Annotated in this window: 17 protein-coding genes; 2 read left to right on the forward strand and 15 right to left on the reverse strand. The window is 40.8% G+C overall.

Going from position 1 to position 18,638, the window contains the following annotated elements; all coding sequences use genetic code 11:
• Positions 1 to 23: 23 nt before the first annotated feature.
• From CSC79_RS07330 to CSC79_RS07385, 12 genes are all read right to left on the reverse strand, one after another.
• Positions 24 to 2,759 (reverse strand): ExeM/NucH family extracellular endonuclease, encoded by a 2,736-nt coding sequence (locus CSC79_RS07330; protein WP_099295184.1) that lies wholly within the window; start codon positions 2,757 to 2,759, stop codon positions 24 to 26.
• A gap of 142 nt (positions 2,760 to 2,901) precedes the next feature.
• Positions 2,902 to 3,909 (reverse strand): porphobilinogen synthase, encoded by a 1,008-nt coding sequence (hemB, locus tag CSC79_RS07335; RefSeq protein ID WP_099295185.1) that lies wholly within the window; start codon positions 3,907 to 3,909, stop codon positions 2,902 to 2,904.
• A gap of 9 nt (positions 3,910 to 3,918) precedes the next feature.
• Entirely contained in the window at positions 3,919 to 5,766 is a 1,848-nt protein-coding gene (locus CSC79_RS07340) for a diguanylate cyclase (protein WP_099295186.1), read from the reverse strand.
• A gap of 2 nt (positions 5,767 to 5,768) precedes the next feature.
• Positions 5,769 to 6,551, reverse strand: coding sequence for a TatD family hydrolase (locus CSC79_RS07345; protein WP_099295187.1), 783 nt, complete (start codon positions 6,549 to 6,551; stop codon positions 5,769 to 5,771).
• The gene (locus tag CSC79_RS07350; protein ID WP_099295188.1) at positions 6,551 to 7,069 is read right to left on the reverse strand and encodes a hypothetical protein; all 519 of its coding nucleotides are present in this window, start codon (positions 7,067 to 7,069) and stop codon (positions 6,551 to 6,553) included. The genes CSC79_RS07345 and CSC79_RS07350 overlap by 1 nt, the downstream gene beginning before the upstream one ends.
• Positions 7,070 to 7,813 carry a twin-arginine translocase subunit TatC gene (gene tatC, locus CSC79_RS07355; protein ID WP_099295189.1) on the reverse strand — a complete coding sequence of 248 codons (744 nt, stop codon included), beginning with the start codon at positions 7,811 to 7,813 and terminating at the stop codon, positions 7,070 to 7,072.
• A gap of 45 nt (positions 7,814 to 7,858) precedes the next feature.
• Positions 7,859 to 8,185, reverse strand: coding sequence for a Sec-independent protein translocase protein TatB (gene tatB / locus CSC79_RS07360; protein WP_237113984.1), 327 nt, complete (start codon positions 8,183 to 8,185; stop codon positions 7,859 to 7,861).
• 11 nt (positions 8,186 to 8,196) lie between these two features.
• Complete coding sequence (tatA, locus tag CSC79_RS07365) at positions 8,197 to 8,436, reverse strand: Sec-independent protein translocase subunit TatA (RefSeq protein WP_099295191.1); 240 nt, start codon at positions 8,434 to 8,436, stop codon at positions 8,197 to 8,199.
• A gap of 68 nt (positions 8,437 to 8,504) precedes the next feature.
• A complete protein-coding gene (ubiB, locus tag CSC79_RS07370) occupies positions 8,505 to 10,109 on the reverse strand; it encodes a ubiquinone biosynthesis regulatory protein kinase UbiB (RefSeq protein WP_099295192.1) in 1,605 nt (534 codons plus the stop codon).
• Between the two features lie 9 nt (positions 10,110 to 10,118).
• A complete protein-coding gene (locus CSC79_RS07375; RefSeq protein ID WP_099295193.1) occupies positions 10,119 to 10,733 on the reverse strand; it encodes an SCP2 sterol-binding domain-containing protein in 615 nt (204 codons plus the stop codon).
• Positions 10,734 to 10,769: 36 nt separating this feature from the next.
• Positions 10,770 to 11,525 (reverse strand): bifunctional demethylmenaquinone methyltransferase/2-methoxy-6-polyprenyl-1,4-benzoquinol methylase UbiE, encoded by a 756-nt coding sequence (gene ubiE, locus CSC79_RS07380; RefSeq protein WP_099295194.1) that lies wholly within the window; start codon positions 11,523 to 11,525, stop codon positions 10,770 to 10,772.
• A gap of 98 nt (positions 11,526 to 11,623) precedes the next feature.
• Positions 11,624 to 12,610 carry a GGDEF domain-containing protein gene (locus tag CSC79_RS07385; RefSeq protein WP_099295195.1) on the reverse strand — a complete coding sequence of 329 codons (987 nt, stop codon included), beginning with the start codon at positions 12,608 to 12,610 and terminating at the stop codon, positions 11,624 to 11,626.
• A 335-nt stretch (positions 12,611 to 12,945) separates the two neighbouring features.
• On the opposite strand from CSC79_RS07385, the gene CSC79_RS07390 reads away from it, so the two are divergent.
• A complete protein-coding gene (locus CSC79_RS07390; RefSeq protein WP_099295196.1) occupies positions 12,946 to 14,736 on the forward strand; it encodes a DUF885 domain-containing protein in 1,791 nt (596 codons plus the stop codon).
• Between the two features lie 45 nt (positions 14,737 to 14,781).
• On the opposite strand, the gene mtnK is transcribed toward CSC79_RS07390, so the two are convergent.
• Positions 14,782 to 15,999, reverse strand: coding sequence for an S-methyl-5-thioribose kinase (mtnK, locus tag CSC79_RS07395; RefSeq protein WP_099295197.1), 1,218 nt, complete (start codon positions 15,997 to 15,999; stop codon positions 14,782 to 14,784).
• A gap of 132 nt (positions 16,000 to 16,131) precedes the next feature.
• On the opposite strand from mtnK, the gene mtnA reads away from it, so the two are divergent.
• Positions 16,132 to 17,157, forward strand: coding sequence for an S-methyl-5-thioribose-1-phosphate isomerase (gene mtnA, locus CSC79_RS07400; protein WP_099295198.1), 1,026 nt, complete (start codon positions 16,132 to 16,134; stop codon positions 17,155 to 17,157).
• Here the strand turns inward: mtnA and CSC79_RS07405 are convergent.
• Both CSC79_RS07405 and CSC79_RS07410 read right to left on the reverse strand, forming a co-directional pair.
• Positions 17,149 to 18,213, reverse strand: a complete 1,065-nt coding sequence (locus CSC79_RS07405) for a RelA/SpoT domain-containing protein (RefSeq protein ID WP_099295199.1) — start codon at positions 18,211 to 18,213, stop codon at positions 17,149 to 17,151. The genes mtnA and CSC79_RS07405 overlap by 9 nt on opposite strands.
• A gap of 83 nt (positions 18,214 to 18,296) precedes the next feature.
• Positions 18,297 to 18,632, reverse strand: a complete 336-nt coding sequence (locus CSC79_RS07410; RefSeq protein WP_099295200.1) for a gamma-glutamylcyclotransferase family protein — start codon at positions 18,630 to 18,632, stop codon at positions 18,297 to 18,299.
• Positions 18,633 to 18,638: the final 6 nt, after the last annotated feature.

Raw genomic sequence — 18,638 nt, forward strand, 5'->3', positions numbered from 1 at the left:
GTGGCATTTATAGTATTAGCTAATTACTTTTTAACGCGTCGGCGAGCTAAAAATGGCAATGCTAATAAGCTTAACCACCCTAATGAGCCTGACTCGTCTTCGTCATCAGCTTCATCATTATTAATATTGATGAAAACTAATTGTGCAGCAGAGAGGTTGCCAGCACTATCTTTAGCTTGAACCATTAAAGTGATCTTACGCTCAAATTCGTAATCAAGCCCAGCAGCAACAATTAATTGGCCTTGTTCATTAATAGTGATGGCTGAATGCCCTGATACAATAAACTCAACCACAGGCGTGTAATCACTATCTGCATCTGTAAATTCAAGCTGCCCAATAACGGTACCAATAGCTGCACTTTCGATAATATTAAAGCTTTGTTCTGGCGTTAATACAGGTGCTTGAGGTTCTGGTGTAGGCTCAGGCTCTGCCATTGATTTGATATCAATGATGACAGGATCATGGTCAGAGGCGCGATAAGCACTTTGTGAATAAAGACTCGCTACTTGCGTATCTGACTTATACTCAACGTTGTAATCTAAGCTGATAGGCTCGTCAGCATTAATGTGCCAATCGGTTGCAGCGACTACTTTATCAAGCAAGCTCTGCGTTGCTACAGCGTGATCTAGGCTACCTAGGCGGCCTGAAAAACTGTATGAATAACCTAGAGTATCGCCATCAATTTCAGCGACAACGTTTTTATAACCTTTATCGGCGAGCGCGCGGATAGGATCTTCCATCGCGTAAGCATTCATATCACCTACTAGGATAATATCTTCATCTTCAACACCTGTAGGTTTGCTGTCTAACCAGTCAGCAAATGAATTTGCACCAGCAACACGAATTTCGTTCCAACATGCTTGGCCATCACCTTGGTCTTCATTGTTACCTTCGGCACTTCCACAGCCACCTTTAGATTTTAAATGTGCAACAGCCACAGTAAATACTTCACCTGAACTAAGTGCTTCAAAGCTTTGTGCGATAGGCGCACGGTTGCTGTAATCAAAAGGGTACTCTGAAGTTGTTGCAGCAGTACCTACTTCTTTGATCATATTTGAACGATAAATGAGTGCTGTAGTAATGGCATCAGTACCAATTTGATTCATATTGAAATCAACAAAGGCGTATTCATTAGTGCTGTCTGCATCATTTAGTGCAGACACTAAACTTGCTACAGCGCTTAGCTCACCGAAGCCATCATTTTCGATTTCCATTAAACCAATCACATCAGCGTCGAGTGCTGTGATTGCACTGACTAGTTTAGCTTCTTGACGAATTAGTTCTTGCTCAGAGTCCGCGCCACGGCTAGTTGGGAATCCACCACCTTGACCATCACCATTAAAGTAGTTAAGTACGTTGAAGCTTGCGATACGTAAGTTAGCATCACTGTGAAGTGCTGGAGCCTCTGTACGTGGGTTTGTAGCAGTAAATTCAGGTTGAACAGTTGGGTGAATACGGTAGCGGTTGAAGCTATAGCCTAACACACCTGTGATTGTGTTTACTGAATCACCTAAACGTAAGGTATTGTATGCGTCTAAGCCAACACCAGGGTAAGAAATAGGATCAAGGTTTTGTTTAGTTGATCCATCATCGAGTAGGATTTGCTTTTTCTGGTTTTCAGCTTCAACAGCGTTAGCAGCTTCACCAGGAAGAGCGATTTGTGTACCTTGGTATAAGCGCTCAGTGGCTAAGTCTACTTCACCATAGCGACCTAAACCATAGTTATTTGTGACAACTAAAGTTTGGTCTAAAGTCACCAGCATACCCTCAAAGGCTTCTAAGTCGGCAATATCTGCCACTGGTAAAGATATTTTTGTAGCCCCTGTAGTCAACCCAGAAGCACAGATCTCTACTTGGCTTACATCGCCAATTTGAGTTGCATTATAATACTCAGCAACACTGCCTTTAACACGAACATGGTCGCCCACAGCCACATCAATATCTGAGAAGTACACAAATACACCTTCAGATGTGAGTGCGTTAGTATCAACATCAGCTTCAAGAGATGAAACAAAGAAGCCATTTAATTGCTGGTCACCCTGCAAATCAGCAGTAACAACACCTTCGAATTCTACTTCTTGGTTTAAAAGTGGGCTGTCACCCCCTTCACCTTGTATTTCATTAATGAGTGTTTTAGCTGCGCCGCACTCTAGTGGAGTAACTGGATCAGGATCAGGTGTAGGCTCTGTGCTTTCACCATGAAAACCAATGCCCGAAAAGTCATCTTTATCAAACTGCTCCCATTGTTCACTTGGGTCAAAAGCAGATGTCGCATCAACGCGACCCGCTGTGATATCGAGTTTACGACGTAATGACTTGTCTTTCGTAGTTACGCCTCCAGCTGACCATTCTTTACCTGGGTCTACGCCTAGTTGACCAAAGCTGTCTACAATAACACCGTCCTTAGTTAGCACGAGTGCATCGTCGCCGTTAAAGTAAGTAACAGTCGCTTCAGTGTCTGCTTTTGCTTTCAGTTCGTCGACAGATCCTGCATTTACAATGACATAAGTACCATTGGCAGGTAAGGTTCCTGATAGGTCAAGGGTGTTATTTGGGCTTGTTAAGTCACCGTTACCGTTTGAGTAAAGGCTAATATTGTACCCATCCAACGATAACTCCGCGCCTGAGTTATTATAAAGTTCAACGGCTTTATTGTTGGAACCACCTTCAACATATTCAGAGATAATTAGATTAGCTGAGGCTGGCGCACTAAGGCTTGCAACGACAAGCGCCAGTGGCGTAAGAGTTGTTTTTAACATTATTATTTTTTCCCGTGTATTGTGTCCCAAATGGGACAAACAGTGTAAGGAAAATTTATGACAAATAAAATAATAATTGTTAACAAAATGGAAATAAAAAGGGCGATCTAGCCCTTTTTATCAAACATCAGTAGGCATGCATTTATTTCTTGAGAAGCTGTGCTGCTTGTTTAGCAAAGTAAGTGAGAATACCGTCGGCACCAGCACGTTTAAACGCCAATAGCGATTCCATTATCGTGGCTTCCTCATTTAGCCAGCCATTATTAATTGCGGCTTTATGCATCGCATATTCACCACTAACCTGGTAAGCAAATGTAGGAACGCCAAACTCATCTTTGACTCGGCGAACGATATCGAGGTAAGGCATTCCAGGTTTAACCATAACCATGTCTGCACCCTCTTGTAAGTCCAGCGCAACTTCACGAATTGCTTCATCGGAATTTGCAGGATCCATTTGATAAGTTTTTTTATCAGCCCCTTTTAAGTTGCCTGCAGAGCCAACTGCATCTCTAAATGGACCATAGTAGCTAGATGCGTATTTAGCTGAATAGGCCATAATTCGAGTGTGAATAAAACCATCTGCTTCGAGAGCTTCACGAATAGCGCCTATACGGCCATCCATCATATCTGATGGTGCAACAACGTCTGCGCCAGCTTCTGCATGGGATAACGCTTGTTTAACTAATATTTCGGTGGTGACATCATTAATCACGTAGCCTTCATCATCAATGATCCCGTCTTGGCCATGAACGGTAAAAGGGTCAAGTGCAACGTCGGTAATTACACCCAGCTCTGGAAATGATTCCTTCAAAGCACGAACAGTTCGTTGGGCTAGACCATCATCACTGTAGGCCTCTTCCGCTAAAAGAGACTTTTTATCAGCAGGAGTCACAGGGAAAATAGCGATTGCAGGCACACCAAGCTCAACAAGCTCTTTCGCTTCTTCTAGTAATAGATCGATTGATAAGCGTTCGATACCGGGCATTGACTCAATTGCTTCGCGGCGATTTTTGCCTTCAAGTACAAATACTGGGAAAATGAGATCATTCACGCTGAGTTGGTTTTCAGCCATCAAACGACGAGAAAAATCATTGCGGCGCATTCTGCGCATCCGCGTGTAAGGGAAAAGATCAAGACCTGATTGGGCCATTATTTGCTCCTAGTCTACTATTGGAAAACTAACTACACGGTTTCTGCCGGATTGTTTAGCATGATAAAGTGCCTTATCAGCGCAGTCAGTAAAAAATGCTGGGTTGTTAATATCTTCGGCAATTGCGCTATAAACACCGGCGCTTATTGTAAATGTAATTTGACTATTAGCCACGGTGATCGTTGAGTCCATAATGGCTGTGCGTATATTATTAGCTATTTCAAGCGCACCAGGCAGAGGTGTATTTGGTAAAAGTACAACGAACTCTTCACCGCCATAACGAGCTACTTCGTCAAGCGGGCGTTTTAATTGGCTTTTTATTAAATCAGCAACAGCGCGAATAGTTTGATCACCTATTAAGTGGCCATAGTTATCGTTGATCGACTTAAAATGGTCAATATCCAACATAATGATGCTTAAAGGTGTTTGTTCTCGGCGTGAGCGACGCAGGTCCATGACTAATTTTTTGTTAAAGTAACGGCGGTTTTTAATTTGTGTGAGAGGGTCTTCCATATTGAGCTGTTCTAGTGCACGGTTCTTTTCTTCGAGCTCGCGTAACGTCACTTGTAGCTCAAACGTACGTTCTTCTATATTTGCTTCTAGGTCGAGGCGAGCTTGCTCTTGTAAATCGAGGCGCTCTTGTAGCAGCTGATCTTGTGCTTCGCTTTGAGCAATCTTGGCGTGCTGCGCGGCTACTTGCGCATCTCGCTCAATTAAAAAATGTTTTATTGTGGCAAAGCTTAAGCTTAATGCGCATATTAAAAAACTACCAAACATAAAGGGAAGATTGCGAGAGTCAAAATCGAAAACGCTAAATACAACAATGTTTATGTACACCAAAAATGCGCAATATATTATGGCACCGACTAACAGGCCACTCAATGGTTGGCTGCGTGTGTACCTAATGTTCATAATGATTACGGCGATATTCATCAGCATTATTAGCATACTCGCTACTAAGCTATAAATGATAATAATGCTTGTAGGGAGCAGCCACATAACAAAAATACTTATAAATAACAGGTTATTGCACCAAGTATAGGGTATGTCTATTGGCGTTTTTAACTCGCTTTTAAGCTTTTCAAGCAGCGGTTTAAATAAATAGCAAGCAAGCAGAAGTAAGCTAGGTATAGCAACTTGCTGAAGGCTCGGTAGTGAAGGGTGAAAGTAACGGTAACCAAAGCCATATAGATAAATAAGTAAGAACCATAGCGTAAGTAATATAGCACCGCTTAACGCAAAATAATGCTTTCTTGAAAAGGCAAATAATACAAAACAAGTTAGCGCTAGCGATAAAATAAAACCCGCAAGCAAACCATATAAAAGATTGAACTTACTTTTGTATTTTAAATATTCATCACTTTGCCATAGGCTCAAAGGTGCTCGTAAACCCGCTTCATTTTCAATTCGCAACAGTAATGCTGAAGTACTTTTTGCAGGCAAAATAAGCTTTACCAGCAAAGACTCATTTTTTATTTGTCTGTTTTGCAGGGGCAATGCATCACCAATTTCTTTAAACAATACAATGTCATTATTATGGTATTGGTAAACAGATACTTTATCTAACAATGGGTTATCGATAGACAATATAATTGGCAACTCAAGGGGCTCTTGATTTGTTAAATTAACGCGCAGCCAAGCGACTTTTTCAGACATACCTAGGTTTAAAATTTTATTATTTATTGGCTGCCACCGCGTGGCGATCTGAGCTTGTTTTAGCGTAAGTGGTTCGCCAATATATTCAAATGGGATGTCTTGTAGCTTTTTAATATCTTTATCAAGAGTGATGTTAGATGCAAACGAGTAGAGCGAACTAAACAAAAGTAAACAATAAAGCACCCTCCAAGCAAACGTCATTATTAGGCCTTATGGCTGAATAACTGTTGAAAATTAAGTGTAGTTTGCTTTGCGACGGTTGCAAATTCTAACCCCTTTAGGTTTGCAATCGTTTGACATACATAAGGGAGGTAGCTGGGTTCATTTCTACGTGATTTAGGTTTTGGTGTTATTGTGCGCGGAATTAAAAATGGCGCATCTGTTTCAATTAGTAGCCGTTCTAATGGGATACTGGGGATAAGCTGCTGCAATGCTTCACCACGGCGCTCATCGCATACCCAGCCTGTTATACCAATATGCAAGCCCAGTGATAAATACTGCTCTAACGCATGCCCATTACCCGTAAAACAGTGCAATACGCCGCGTACTTTGTGCTCTTTAAGAATCGATAGCATATCCTCGCTGGCGTCTCGCTCATGTAAGTAAACGGGCATGTCGAGCTGCTCGGCAAGCTTTAACTGACGAGAAAAAACACTACGCTGGATGTCTCTGGGTGAAAAGTCACGGTTATAATCTAAGCCACATTCGCCAATGGCTACAACTTCAGGGTGATCAGCTAACAAGCTAATCTGCTGTTCAAGCTGAGTATCGGCGGCTTTAGCATCATGAGGGTGGACACCTGCGGTGGCAAGTAAACTATATTTTTTTGCTAAGCGTAAACCTTGCTGGCTGCTATCTATATCACACCCAATCAATAGCATTTGCGAAATGTTTTGTGCGGTTGCGCGGGCAATGATGGCCTCATGGTGACTATCAAATTGATGGTTCGTAAGGTTTACACCCGCATCTATCAACCGCTCACTCATTAATTTGTTCGCTTCACGCGAATTGAGCGATTTTGCCCTTCTTTTTTCAGTAAGAATGAATTGAACATACCGCGAACAATAACAACTGTGTCGCCGGCATCAATACGTAAACGATCAGAACCAATTTGACGCCATTGCTGGGCGTTATCTAATGTTATGATTAGCTCACCATAAGGGGCTTCTTTAACACTCGTTACGCTTGCTGTAATTTCATCATCATTAACCTTTACGGCTTCTTTGTGCTCTAGGCCAAAGTCGTCATTTTTTGTTTTGACAATTTGATTGTTCGCAACCACTGCGGTTGCTGCTGTGGCCGCAGGCTTGGTTGCAGATACTTGTTTTTTTTCGTTATTGGGTCTACTTAATGATTTACCGGCCATCGTGTTGTCGTAACACAATAGGCGGTTAAAATCATTTTCAACAAATGTACATGCTTGCAGTGCTTGAACATTCACTTCATTCGCGTATGCCGTTGATATGCTTAATAATGCAATTATTGGTACGAGTTGTTTTTTCATTTATTCCTCTGACTCATCTTGCTGAGGTTTAGCGCTGTAAAAAGCGGCTAAAATTAACCCCAATTCAAATAACAGTAGCATAGGAAATGCTAATAATGTTTGCGATAGTACATCAGGTGGCGTTAAAAACATTGCCACAACAAATACACCCACCACAATATAAGGTCGTTTTTCTTTTAAGCTTTGCGTCGTTGTTGCACCACTCCAACATAACAACATAATTGCTACAGGTATTTCAAACGCGACTCCAAAGGCAAAAAATAGCTTTAAGGCAAAACTTAAGTAACTACTAATGTCAGGTGCAAGCGTCATCATCTGTGGCCCAACACTGGTAAAAAAACCAAGTATAATAGGCAGTACTACGAAGTAACAAAAAGCGATGCCGCTATAAAACAAGATAATGCTCGATGCCAAAATCGGCATTAACATACGTTTTTCACTTTTGTACAAACCTGGAGCTATAAACCCCCAAATTTGATGTAAAATAAACGGAATCGCGGCAAATAAAGCTACAAAAAGTGTCAGTTTAAATGGCGCAAAAAACGGTGCTGTTACATCGGTTGCTATCATGGTTGCGGTACTGGGTAAGTGCGCAACCAAAGGAGCAGCAACAAAGCTATAAATATCATTCGCAAAGTAAACAAACGCAATAAAAAATAATAAGATAGCCAACATAGCTTTCATTAATCTATTACGTAATTCTATTAAATGACCCACAAAGCCAGATTGAGTTTGTTCGGCCATTGTTACTTGTTACCTATTAATTGACCACAGATCGCAAAAAAGATTTCATTTTTGTTCATCAATATTCACTTTATCTGTTTGCTCAGAAGATGTTTTTTTATAACTGTGGGTAACAGAGTCAGCAGCTTTTTGTAACTCATCAACTGAATCTTTTAACGCAGGACTTAAGTCTTGCATGCTTTGCTGCTCTGCTTTTTTTAAGTTTTGGTGTAATTCATGTACACGAAGTTCTTCATTTACTTCTGCTTTGACCGAGTTGGCCAAAGATTTTATAGTTTTAATCCATCGACTTACCGTTCTAATAGCGACTGGAAGCCGCTCTGGCCCAAGAACCACAAGGCCAACGATTAAAACTATAACAAGTTCCCACATGCCCATTTAGTTTAAGCCTTATGGTCTTCTTTGCTTTTTTCAGCCGTGTCTTTGTTTTGCACAGAATGATTAGCTTGCTCTATATTATCAGTCGTTTTTGTTTGTTCTTCTTCAGAGACTGCTTTTTTGAAGCCTTTAACAGCGTTTCCTAAATCACCACCAATACCACGCAACTTTTTAGTGCCGAAAAGTAATACTATGATTGCTAAAACAATTAACAATTGCCAAATACTGATACCACCAAAACCCATGACTTACTCCAAAATTTATTGTCGTGTTAACGCTGATTATACTCAGCAATATGTAAATAGCACTTAATTTATGCGCTTCGCCACGCTAAAACAAAACCAATTAATGAGCAGCTTGCTGCAATACTGCTCGCAATTAAATCGTTTTGCAAATAACACAAACCCGATACCACCATTACAGCTCCTGCAAATACACTCATAATAAGTGGCTTGTGTGACACTGGTGCTGCTGGCGGAGAAGATGCTTTATGCTGCTGCTTTAAATTGTGATAAATCAAATCTGGCAGCTCAGGCATTTTTTCTGCCCAAAAGGGAAGATTTGCATACATTTGCTTAAGTACTGAAAGCGGGCCCACTTGCTGCTTAACCCAATCTTCTAAAAAGGGTTTCGCTGTTTTCCACAAATCTAATTGTGGATAAAGTTGGCGCCCCAAGCCTTCAACATACAGTAAGGTTTTTTGTAGTAGAACTAATTGGGGTTGAACCTGCATATTAAAGCGACGAGCGGTGTTAAACAGATTGACTAAAACGTGACCAAATGAAATTTCAGCAAGGGGTTTATTAAATATAGGCTCACAGACAGTGCGAATAGCAAACTCAAATTCTTCAACACTCGTATCTTTAGGTACCCAACCAGAATCAACATGTAGTTGCGCAACTTGGCGGTAGTCACGGTTAAAAAAGGCAATAAAGTTTTCTGCTAAATAACGTTTATCTTCTTTATTTAGTGTGCCAACAATACCGCAATCTATACCAATAAACTTAGGGTTTTCAGGCGTATCATAAGAGACAAATATATTACCTGGGTGCATATCCGCGTGAAAAAAGCTGTCGCGGAACACTTGTGTGAAAAACACCTCAACCCCGCGTTCAGCAAGCAGTTTCATGTTAGTGTTTTGAGCTAATAACGATTCAGTGTCGGAGACTGCAATACCGTATATGCGTTCCATAACTAAAATATTTGCCCGGCTATAGTCGCTATAAACGTATGGGATATAAAGTGAATCAGAGTCTTCAAAATTGCGTCTAAGCTGAATTGCGTTGGCGCCTTCACGCATTAAATCGAGTTCATCAAGTAATGTTTTTTTATACTCTTTGACCACTTCTACAGGGCGTAGACGCTTTGCTTCATTTACCAGCTTTGCTACCACCTTAGCAAACTTTTCCATTAAGGCTAGATCGGCATCAATTTGTACTTTGATATCTGGGCGAATAACCTTAATAACGACGTCTTGTGGTTGGTTATTTTCATCAATTAGCGTAGCAGTATGTACTTGTGCGATAGATGCGGAGGCAAGAGGGGTTTGCTCAAAATCGCTAAAGCACTCACTGATATCGTCTATTTCCAGTGCACTTTCGATAAGTTGTTGTGCGAGTTCGCCTTCAAAAGGTAACACTTTATCTTGCAACAAGGCTAGCTCTAAGGCGATATCATGAGGCAGTAAATCACGTCGCGTTGAGAGCATTTGGCCAAATTTAATCCAAACAGGGCCGAGCTGCTGTAACGCTAAGCGCAGGCGCAATCCCGCAGGTTTTTCTTTGTGTTTGTTTTTTAGCCAAAACAAACAAGCGCGTCCTATTTTGCCATACCAAGGAATTTTTTGGGGTGGGATTAACTCATCTAAACCATAATTAAGCAGGGTTTTGGTAATGTAATAAAGCCGAGCTGCAGACACAAAGAATCCTTACTGAATTGAGTGGTTTTGAAGTAATCGGTTAATGCGTTGTTCTAGTTGAGCAACACTCCCTTTTAACTGGCGCGTATGCTGTTTGAACTGTTCAAGCTCAATAGGATGAATGGTTACTTTTAGCTCGTCTTGACATAACTGACTGAGTGTTGTGGCGAGCTTTTCATCAGCAGCTTGACCTTTTTGCTGCGCGCTTTTTAATGATAGCCATAATTGCTGGGCAGGGGCGTCGCCTAAATAGCGTGAAAAATGCTTCGGCCAATCTACGTCCATCGCTGCAAAGGCATTACTAAAGCCTTGTGCAATATTTAAATCGCCTTGCAGATCCAACTTATCTTGGCGAATGAGTTGAGTCAGCATTGCGGGGTTTTGCAATGTCATTAGTGTGTCAATGTCACCACTAATCATGCAGTCATATTGATTTTCGACGGTGCTGTATAGATGCAGTTGTTGGCCTGAAAAAACCAATAAAAATCGTTGTTGCCAATCGCGTATTTCAATTAACAACTGCTTATGCGCAATCGGCGCAAGCTTATCTATTAAGGTGCTGTCTAGTTTTAAGCTGGTATTTAAAATACGTTCTACTATTGCAACTAAAAAGTTAGTAAACATAACAACACCTTAATTCGGTTTTGGCCGATTTATATTTTAATATTTAAAACCACGATGTAGAGCAACAATGCCGCCAGTTAAATTCTGATAAGTGGTTTGTTCAAAGCCGGCATCATTCATCATTGCTTTTAGCGTGTCTTGGTCAGGGTGCATACGAATAGACTCAGCCAAATATTTATATGACTCACTATCATTTGCGACTAATTTGCCCATTGTTGGCAGTAGGTTAAATGAATAAAAGTCATAGGCTTTACTGAGCGCTTCATGCTCTGGCTTTGAAAATTCTAACACCAGTAAACGGCCACCTGGTTTTAAAATGCGGTACATTGAGCGCAATGCTTTATCTTTATCGGTAACATTACGAAGGCCAAATGCGATGGTGATCAAATCGAAGCTGTTATCTGGGAACGGTAATGCTTCAGCGTTCATTTGCACGTAATCGATATTACCTACGAGGCCTAAGTTATGCAGCTTTTCACGGCCAACTTTGAGCATAGAAGAGTTTATGTCACCAAGTACTACTTGGCCTGTTTCACCTACTAGTTGACTAAACTTAGCGGTTAAGTCGCCAGTCCCACCTGCTAAATCAAGCACGTGGTGGCCTTTACGAACACCTGAACTAGCGATAGTTTGTCGCTTCCATAAACGGTGAATACCAAAAGACATTAAGTCATTCATCACATCGTATTTAGCTGCAACAGAGTGAAATACGTCGGCAACCATCGAGGCTTTGTCGGTTTCAGCTACTGTTTGATAGCCAAAATGCGTCGTCTTTTGTTGATTCTCGTTCATGATAAATCTCTTTCTTGATTATAGAGACTAGTGTACTTGATAGTGACCCTGAGGTGCAATTTGATTATGGAAAAAATGCTTGTGGATCAAGGTGCAGATCATTGACCTGCGATAAAGCTGCTTTGCCCCAATGAACGCGCCTTATGAGCTGCATTAGATGCTTTACGGGCAAGTTTATTAAAGTCTTTTTCGTCACTGTGCTCTGCGATGCCTAAAGATAGGTCTATTGTGGGTAATTTAATTCCGCTTTTAGAGCTTACAAATCGCAGTTTTTCAACGCCGTTACGGACCTTTTCTGCGATGACGTTAGCAGTTTCAGGGTCTATGTCAGCTAACAAAACGGTAAATTCAGCTTTTCCTGTACGTCCTGGTAAGCCACTTTCAAATACATACTTTTGAATTTGCTTGGCCACTTTGTTTAAAATGACTTCGCCTATCACGTCACCATAATTATCAATAAAGTGGTCTAAATTATCTATTTGAATTGCAATAGCACACACCGATTTTTGCTGATCTAACCATAATTGAGTTTGTTGATTAAGGTAGTGACGCTTATATAAGCCAGTTTGCTGGTCGGTAATGTGTTTTGTACGCAGTTGCACAAGTTGCTGCTGAGTCTTTTCTTGAAGTCTTTTAGCTTTAATAAGTTCTTGTTTAAACTGTTGGTGCTGAGTAAGTAAGTGAGCTGTCTGTTTGCTTAGTGTATTTAATGCATTGCGGCTTTGCTGAATGTTTTTTTCATCTAAGGAGTGAACACAATCACTAACCTGATTGGCAAAGCGCATAATATCTTTTTCTGTTGAGTTTGCGCTGCGTGATAACGAGCTTATTATTCCATCAACATTTCGCACCATGGATGTCTCTGCTTGGTGAGCTTTATCCATATAATCAAAGTACAATTGTTCAATGTAAACACAATCAATTGTTTGGCCAAGGGCTAAAGCACGATCAATGGTTGCATTTAATTCTGTATTAGCTTGGCTGATGTAGGTATAGACAACGTTATAATTTAGCGGCGACGGTGGTAATGCGTGATGCTCTAAAAAGATACATACTTTTGTCATTTTTTCTTGAGCAATAGCCATGGAGTCATGGAACATCATTTATTTATACCAACTAAATACGCAAAATAGCTAAATTAACTTCCTCGCTCCATAAGGCATCAGTGCTTTCCTAGCATACGACATTCTCACTACATTAATCTGTATCGCGCCTTTTTAAAAGTAAAAATGTGATTTTTGGCACAGATACATCGATTTTTTTTGCACTATCGCCTGTTTTATCATCAATAATTAACTACTGATTAAGTACTAGACATGGCGTGGTTAATATTTGAGCGTCGACTTTGGTCGCATTTATTTTGGTAAAACTCCTAGCTTAAGGTAATTTAAACACCACGTAATGATTGCAGAACTTTAATATGAAAATGAATACTAATAAAAAACCACGCGGCGTATTGCGCCACTCATTATTGAGCATTGCATTTATCTGCTCGCTTAGCGCCTGCCAAACTACCACGGTAGATAGCGATCAGCAGTTTACTACTGTGGCGCAATCAATCGTTGATTATCGCCAGAGTATTAGTCCATTTAGTAGTCCCGAGGGGGTTGATGGTTACTTACTAAATAATTTAAGTGCTGAATTTTTAGAGGCTAAATATCAAAAAAATACTGCACTTTTGGCACAGTTAGGTGCGATTGATGTAAACAAGCTAAGTGAAGAAAACCGTATAAACTTAACTATCATACGTGCGCAAGTACAAAATAGTGTGGATGAATACGTATTTAATAGCCATTATATGCCGCTTACCTCGGAATATGGTTTTCATTCGAGCCTATCATTTATGGTGTCGCAATCTGATTTTAAGACTCTGGCAGACTTCGAACTATATTTAGAACGTTTGCAGCAAGTTCCTCGCTTTTTTGCGCAAAATATTGGTTGGATGCGTAAAGGCTTAGAGGTTGGGCTAACTCAGCCTAAAGCGGTATTACTGGGTTATCAAGACTCAATCACGGCCTATATTGTGGATGACGTAACGCAATCAGAGTTTTATAAGCCATTTTTAACTAACACCGCAGGGCTACCTAATGATGAGTTTAGCGCGCTGCAGCAGCAAGCTAAAAAAGTAATCAAAGAGCAAGTGATTGGTGCCTATAAAGATTACCTGACTTTCTTTAATAAAGAGTATCAACCGGGTGCACGCAATGACATTGGTATTTCGTCTACACCTAATGGCGAAGCGTTTTATGCTAACCGTGCAAAGTACTACACAACGACTGATATGACGCCAAAAGAAATTCATGAACTGGGCTTAAAAGAAGTTGCGCGTATTCGTGCTGAGATGGATGAAGTTATTAAGCAAGTGGGTTTTGAAGGTACATTTGCTGAATTTGTGCACTTTTTACGTACAGATCCTCAGTTTTATGCAACTACGCCAGAAGAGCTGTTGAAGGAAGCCTCTTTCATTGCAAAAAAAATGGATGCGCAATTACCAAAATTATTTCATACCTTACCACGTTTGCCATATGGCGTTGCCCCGGTGCCTGCGAGTATTGCACCTAAGTACACAACGGGTCGCTATTCAGGGTCACGCCGAGATGATCAGGCTGGCTACTATTGGGTAAATACTTACGCACTTGATAAGCGTCCTTTGTATGTATTAGAAGCACTAACATTGCATGAAGCCGTGCCAGGTCATCACTTACAAATTGCTTTAAACGCTGAGTTAGAATATTTACCAAGTTACCGTCGTGATGCATATTTATCAGCATTTGGTGAAGGCTGGGGATTGTATTCAGAATACTTGGGCCTTGAAGCAGGTTTTTATCAAGACCCATACAGTAATTTTGGTCGCCTAACCTATGAAATGTGGCGTGCCGCACGTTTAGTGGTTGATACGGGCATGCACATGTATGGCTGGAGTCGTGAGCGTGCAATGAACTTTATGAGTGAAAACACCGCGCTCTCATTACACAATGTTAAAACAGAGACTGACCGTTATATTTCATGGCCAGCCCAAGCACTGTCATACAAAATTGGTGAGCTGACGATTAAGCGCTTGCGTAAAGAAGCTGAGCAGGCGTTAGGTCAAAACTTTGATATTCGTGAGTTTCACAATCAAATTTTGCGCCATGGTTCGGTACCACTTTCTGTATTAGAAGAGCAAGTTCGCTTATACATTCAATCTGAACTGGCTAAATCTGACGCATAACGCATGTTGCAGGGTTAGTAGTGCAATGCTACTGACCCTACAATTTTAATTTAATAAACTGATTAACAAAGCAAAGAAGTCATCTTTATCGTTACAACTTTGAGCATTTACCATTAGTTGTTCACCAAGAATGAGAGTTTGCTGCTGCACTGCTAAGCGTGCTTTCTCGTCTTTAATTCCATCAATGTCTGCAACATGGGCCAAGCCTATTGTGCGGCGAATAAGCTCTGCGCCACAGTATCCGACAGCATCTTGTAGTACTTGTTGTAGGTAATAGCGTGCAAATTCAGGGTTAGCCAAACTTGTATCATGACTATACTGAGCAATGAGATTAATCCATTTTTGCTCAAATAGAGTGTAACAATCTTGTAGGCAAGTAAGTAAGTGAGTTTGATATTGACGGCGCTTAGCCAGTTCAGCGATACGCGCATTCTGCGCACAATAATTTAATAAGATGTTACCCATAAACGAGCCGATATCAAAGCCGACGGGGCCAAAAAAGCCAAACTCAGGGTCGATTATCTTTGTTGTTTGTTGATCAACAAAAATGCTGCCGCTGTGCATGTCACCATGTAACAGTGTCTGTGGGCATGCTAAAAACTTGGCTTTTAACTTTGCAGCGGCTAATTTAAGTGCTGAGTTATTGCGAATGCTGGCAACATGATCGCTAAGTTCTGCAGGGAAATTATTACGCTCATGCATAACATAGGGGTCACTAAAAAATAAATCTTCGGTGATTTGGCACAACTCTGGGTTACTAAACTGACTGACTTTCGCTTTTTTATCTTGTGCGGCCAGATAAAAATCTGAATTATAAAAACTAGTATGACTTAGGTAATGTGCAACATGCTCAGCAAGTAAAGGAAACTGCTCAGCGTTAATTTGCGCGCCACGCAAAATTTGTAGGTGACCTAAATCTTCAAGCACCGTAAGGGCTAATTTAGGGTTGTAATGCACTACTTGTGCAGTATGTTCTGAGCAAATAGCACCGTGGTTAATGAGTACTTCAGCCTCAATACGGGCGCGGTCTAATGTAAGCGGCCATGACTCTCCAACACAGCGAGCATACGGTAGCGCCTGTTTTAAGATAATACTGTTATTATTTTCATCGCTCACTCTAAATACGAGATTTAAATTACCATCACCAAACTCATAGGCTGTGAGATCGGCCTCTTTTTGAAAACATTTCAGACCATCATTTTTAATAAGGTGTTTAATATAATCAACAGCGTGTTGTGCATTAAAAGCAAAATAGTCGGCCATAAAAAGAATCTCATAAACTAAGTAGTTGCAGCATTCTATACCCTCAAACGTTTAGATGTCTATACTTCTTGGTTGTGCGATTTAAAAACTGCTGTAGAATAAATAACAGCGAAAATCTTATTAGGATTAATGATGCAAGACCTCATAGCGAGTAGCTTAAAATATCAAAATAATACATTAAGCGTGTTAGATCAGTACCTATTGCCGCATCAGCAAACGTGGCATGTGTGCAGTGATGTAGCGACTATGCGAGATTTAATCTTAAGCTTAAAAATACGTGGGGCGCCGCTGATTGGTATAGGTGCAAGCTTACTGATTGCGCATTTAGCTGAGCAGGGTGCTACAAAAGATACATTGGCAGCTTCGATTGATGAGCTGGAAGCTACCCGGCCAACAGCGGTTAACCTTATGCATTGCATGGCAAAGTTACGTATCGCTTTACAGCAAAGTGACTTTGTTACAGCGATTGTAAGCAGCGCGGTCAATTTATTTAATGAAGATATCGCTTTATGCGAAAGCATGGCAAATCATGGCGCTGCGCTGGTGCAAAGTGGTGATAATATTCTTACTCATTGTAATACCGGCGCACTTGCTACCGCAGGAATTGGCACCGCTCTAGGTGTTATTTATAAAGCGCAGCAGCAACATGGCAATATTCATGTTTGGGTTGATGAAACACGGCCATTACTACAAGGCGGGCGACTAACCGCTTTTGAACTAGAGCGTTGGCAGGTACCGTATACGCTTATTTGTGACAATATGGCTGCAAGTTTAATGGCTGCAGGCAAGGTTGATAAAATATTTGTTGGTGCTGACCGCATTGCTGCCAATGGTGATTTTGCCAATAAAGTAGGCACGTATAATTTAGCGGTTTTAGCACACTTTCATAATATTGAATTTTATGTCGTAGCGCCGCTCACTACGCTCGATGTAAATACAGCTTGCGGCGCAGATATCGAAATAGAGCAACGCAGTAGCGCAGAGGTGCGAGGCGTCAGTGGTAGTTTTGGCGAAGCACTTTGGGCGCCGAGTAATGCCCAGGTGTATAACCCAGCATTTGATGTAACCCCTGCTAAGCTGATAACTGGCTGGGTGTTAGATACTGGTGTGTATAGCCAACGGGAAATAGAAGCAGAAAAGCTAAAAGAGTTAAGCTAATAAAATACGGCTAAACTCAGAAAGAAACTCCGAGGTGTCATTTAGGTAATTGGGATATGCCTTTTCAATCGATTTTAAGTCACTACCAGCAACTAAGAGTACGTTATTTTGAGTTTGCTTTTCTTGTTCTGCATAATGAGTGAGTGCTTTTTGCTTTTTATTTGGGGCGTAAAGAAATACTCGACCTTCTTGGGTTTCTGTATTATGTACTAGCAAGGCAAATCCGGTATTTTTGGATTTGTTCTTAATTTCGTCTAGTTGAAAAGCACGATTAAATGCATCCAGCTTATGAAAAGCAGTAAGCTTTTTGTTTAATGCGGCAAGTTCATCTGTATATGCTTGAGTTTGCTGTGGAGTTAACTGAAGAGCTCCATCTTTTAAAGCTAGAAACTCACCCATAATAAAAAAGAGGCGCTTCCAATCTGTATCAGCCATCTTTGGGTTTGTCTTTAACGTTTCTTTTTCAATAATATCGACTATTTCAACGGTAGTTGCCCATAAATGCTGTAGTCGGGTACGTAGCTGAACTTCAATTTGAAAGCCTTTGTAATCGTGTGATTCTAAATTGTTGTAACTTTTATAAACCCTATGAATACCTCTATAGCCAGTTGTTTTAGGGTGTTCTATATAGTTATACGATTTTACACTGTGGACAGTTCTGCTTGAATCTAAGCTATTATTGAGTTCATTCAGGTCATCTAAATTATCTAAAATGACTCTACAACCTCCTATATCATGCATACGTTTGAGGTTGATGGCATTATTACTGTTACCATCCAATGTATCACGTTGTAACTTGTCAATAATGGTAGGTAGACGTTTTAGTCGCCTTACTATCGTAGCAGATTCAAGTAGGTTTAACTTTTTAACATGCTTCCATACAAGATTTTTGATGATAGTGAGTGGGTACAAGTGAGCCGCGCGGTAGTTTTGAATTACCTCTGTAGCAAACTCAAAATCGCCTTCTTTTTTTCGAAAAATACGCCCAGCCTTTTCAACTTGCTTACGTGAAAAAGCTAGTTGCTGTTTAGACTTTTGATATTGTTCGTTAACCATTATAAGAACCCAAGAGCAACAAAAGATATTCTAAAAATATAGTACAGAGATAAGTTCCCCAAGTCACCTTACTTTAAAAAATCTTAACTTTTCGCCACATATACCCAAGCATTGTTGCTGTTACTAAACCGCTCCTCTACACGGATGTAGTCGTCTACTTCGTAGCTATCTGCACTGGCGAGTTCTTGCTCGCTAATGCTAAAAATGGTGCCCGTGACGCTGTCGGTTGTTTGCCCTGTTTTTATTAATGCCGGGTGATACCGTTGGCCACTGCTTTTAAGCACGGCTGCATCAGTAATTTCCACTTCACCGACAATATACCCAGTAAGCGTTGCCGGTTCGCCTTTAAGTAAGCGGCCAAAGGTATCAAGCTGTACCTGCTCTAATTGCAGTGTGCCGTATGAAAATAGCTTTTCCATTGAAAT

Source organism: Pseudoalteromonas sp. 3D05 (assembly GCF_002723455.1).
Taxonomy (GTDB): domain Bacteria; phylum Pseudomonadota; class Gammaproteobacteria; order Enterobacterales; family Alteromonadaceae; genus Pseudoalteromonas.

Bases quoted from the DNA above. Each gene is read 5' to 3' on its own strand.
- CSC79_RS07390 (WP_099295196.1), top strand. From the start codon at position 12,946: ATGAAAATGAATACTAATAAAAAACCACGCGGCGTATTGCGCCACTCA.
- CSC79_RS07345 (WP_099295187.1), bottom strand. From the start codon at position 6,551: ATGAGTGAGCGGTTGATAGATGCGGGTGTAAACCTTACGAACCATCAA.
- tatC (WP_099295189.1), bottom strand. From the start codon at position 7,813: ATGGCCGAACAAACTCAATCTGGCTTTGTGGGTCATTTAATAGAATTA.
- CSC79_RS07330 (WP_099295184.1), bottom strand. From the start codon at position 2,759: ATGTTAAAAACAACTCTTACGCCACTGGCGCTTGTCGTTGCAAGCCTT.
- CSC79_RS07375 (WP_099295193.1), bottom strand. From the start codon at position 10,733: ATGTTTACTAACTTTTTAGTTGCAATAGTAGAACGTATTTTAAATACC.
- mtnK (WP_099295197.1), bottom strand. From the start codon at position 15,999: ATGGCCGACTATTTTGCTTTTAATGCACAACACGCTGTTGATTATATT.
- CSC79_RS07405 (WP_099295199.1), bottom strand. From the start codon at position 18,213: ATGGTTAACGAACAATATCAAAAGTCTAAACAGCAACTAGCTTTTTCA.
- ubiE (WP_099295194.1), bottom strand. From the start codon at position 11,525: ATGAACGAGAATCAACAAAAGACGACGCATTTTGGCTATCAAACAGTA.
- tatB (WP_237113984.1), bottom strand. From the start codon at position 8,185: ATGTGGGAACTTGTTATAGTTTTAATCGTTGGCCTTGTGGTTCTTGGG.
- tatA (WP_099295191.1), bottom strand. From the start codon at position 8,436: ATGGGTTTTGGTGGTATCAGTATTTGGCAATTGTTAATTGTTTTAGCA.
- CSC79_RS07410 (WP_099295200.1), bottom strand. From the start codon at position 18,632: ATGGAAAAGCTATTTTCATACGGCACACTGCAATTAGAGCAGGTACAG.
- mtnA (WP_099295198.1), top strand. From the start codon at position 16,132: ATGCAAGACCTCATAGCGAGTAGCTTAAAATATCAAAATAATACATTA.
- CSC79_RS07340 (WP_099295186.1), bottom strand. From the start codon at position 5,766: ATGACGTTTGCTTGGAGGGTGCTTTATTGTTTACTTTTGTTTAGTTCG.
- hemB (WP_099295185.1), bottom strand. From the start codon at position 3,909: ATGGCCCAATCAGGTCTTGATCTTTTCCCTTACACGCGGATGCGCAGA.
- CSC79_RS07350 (WP_099295188.1), bottom strand. From the start codon at position 7,069: ATGAAAAAACAACTCGTACCAATAATTGCATTATTAAGCATATCAACG.
- CSC79_RS07385 (WP_099295195.1), bottom strand. From the start codon at position 12,610: ATGGCTATTGCTCAAGAAAAAATGACAAAAGTATGTATCTTTTTAGAG.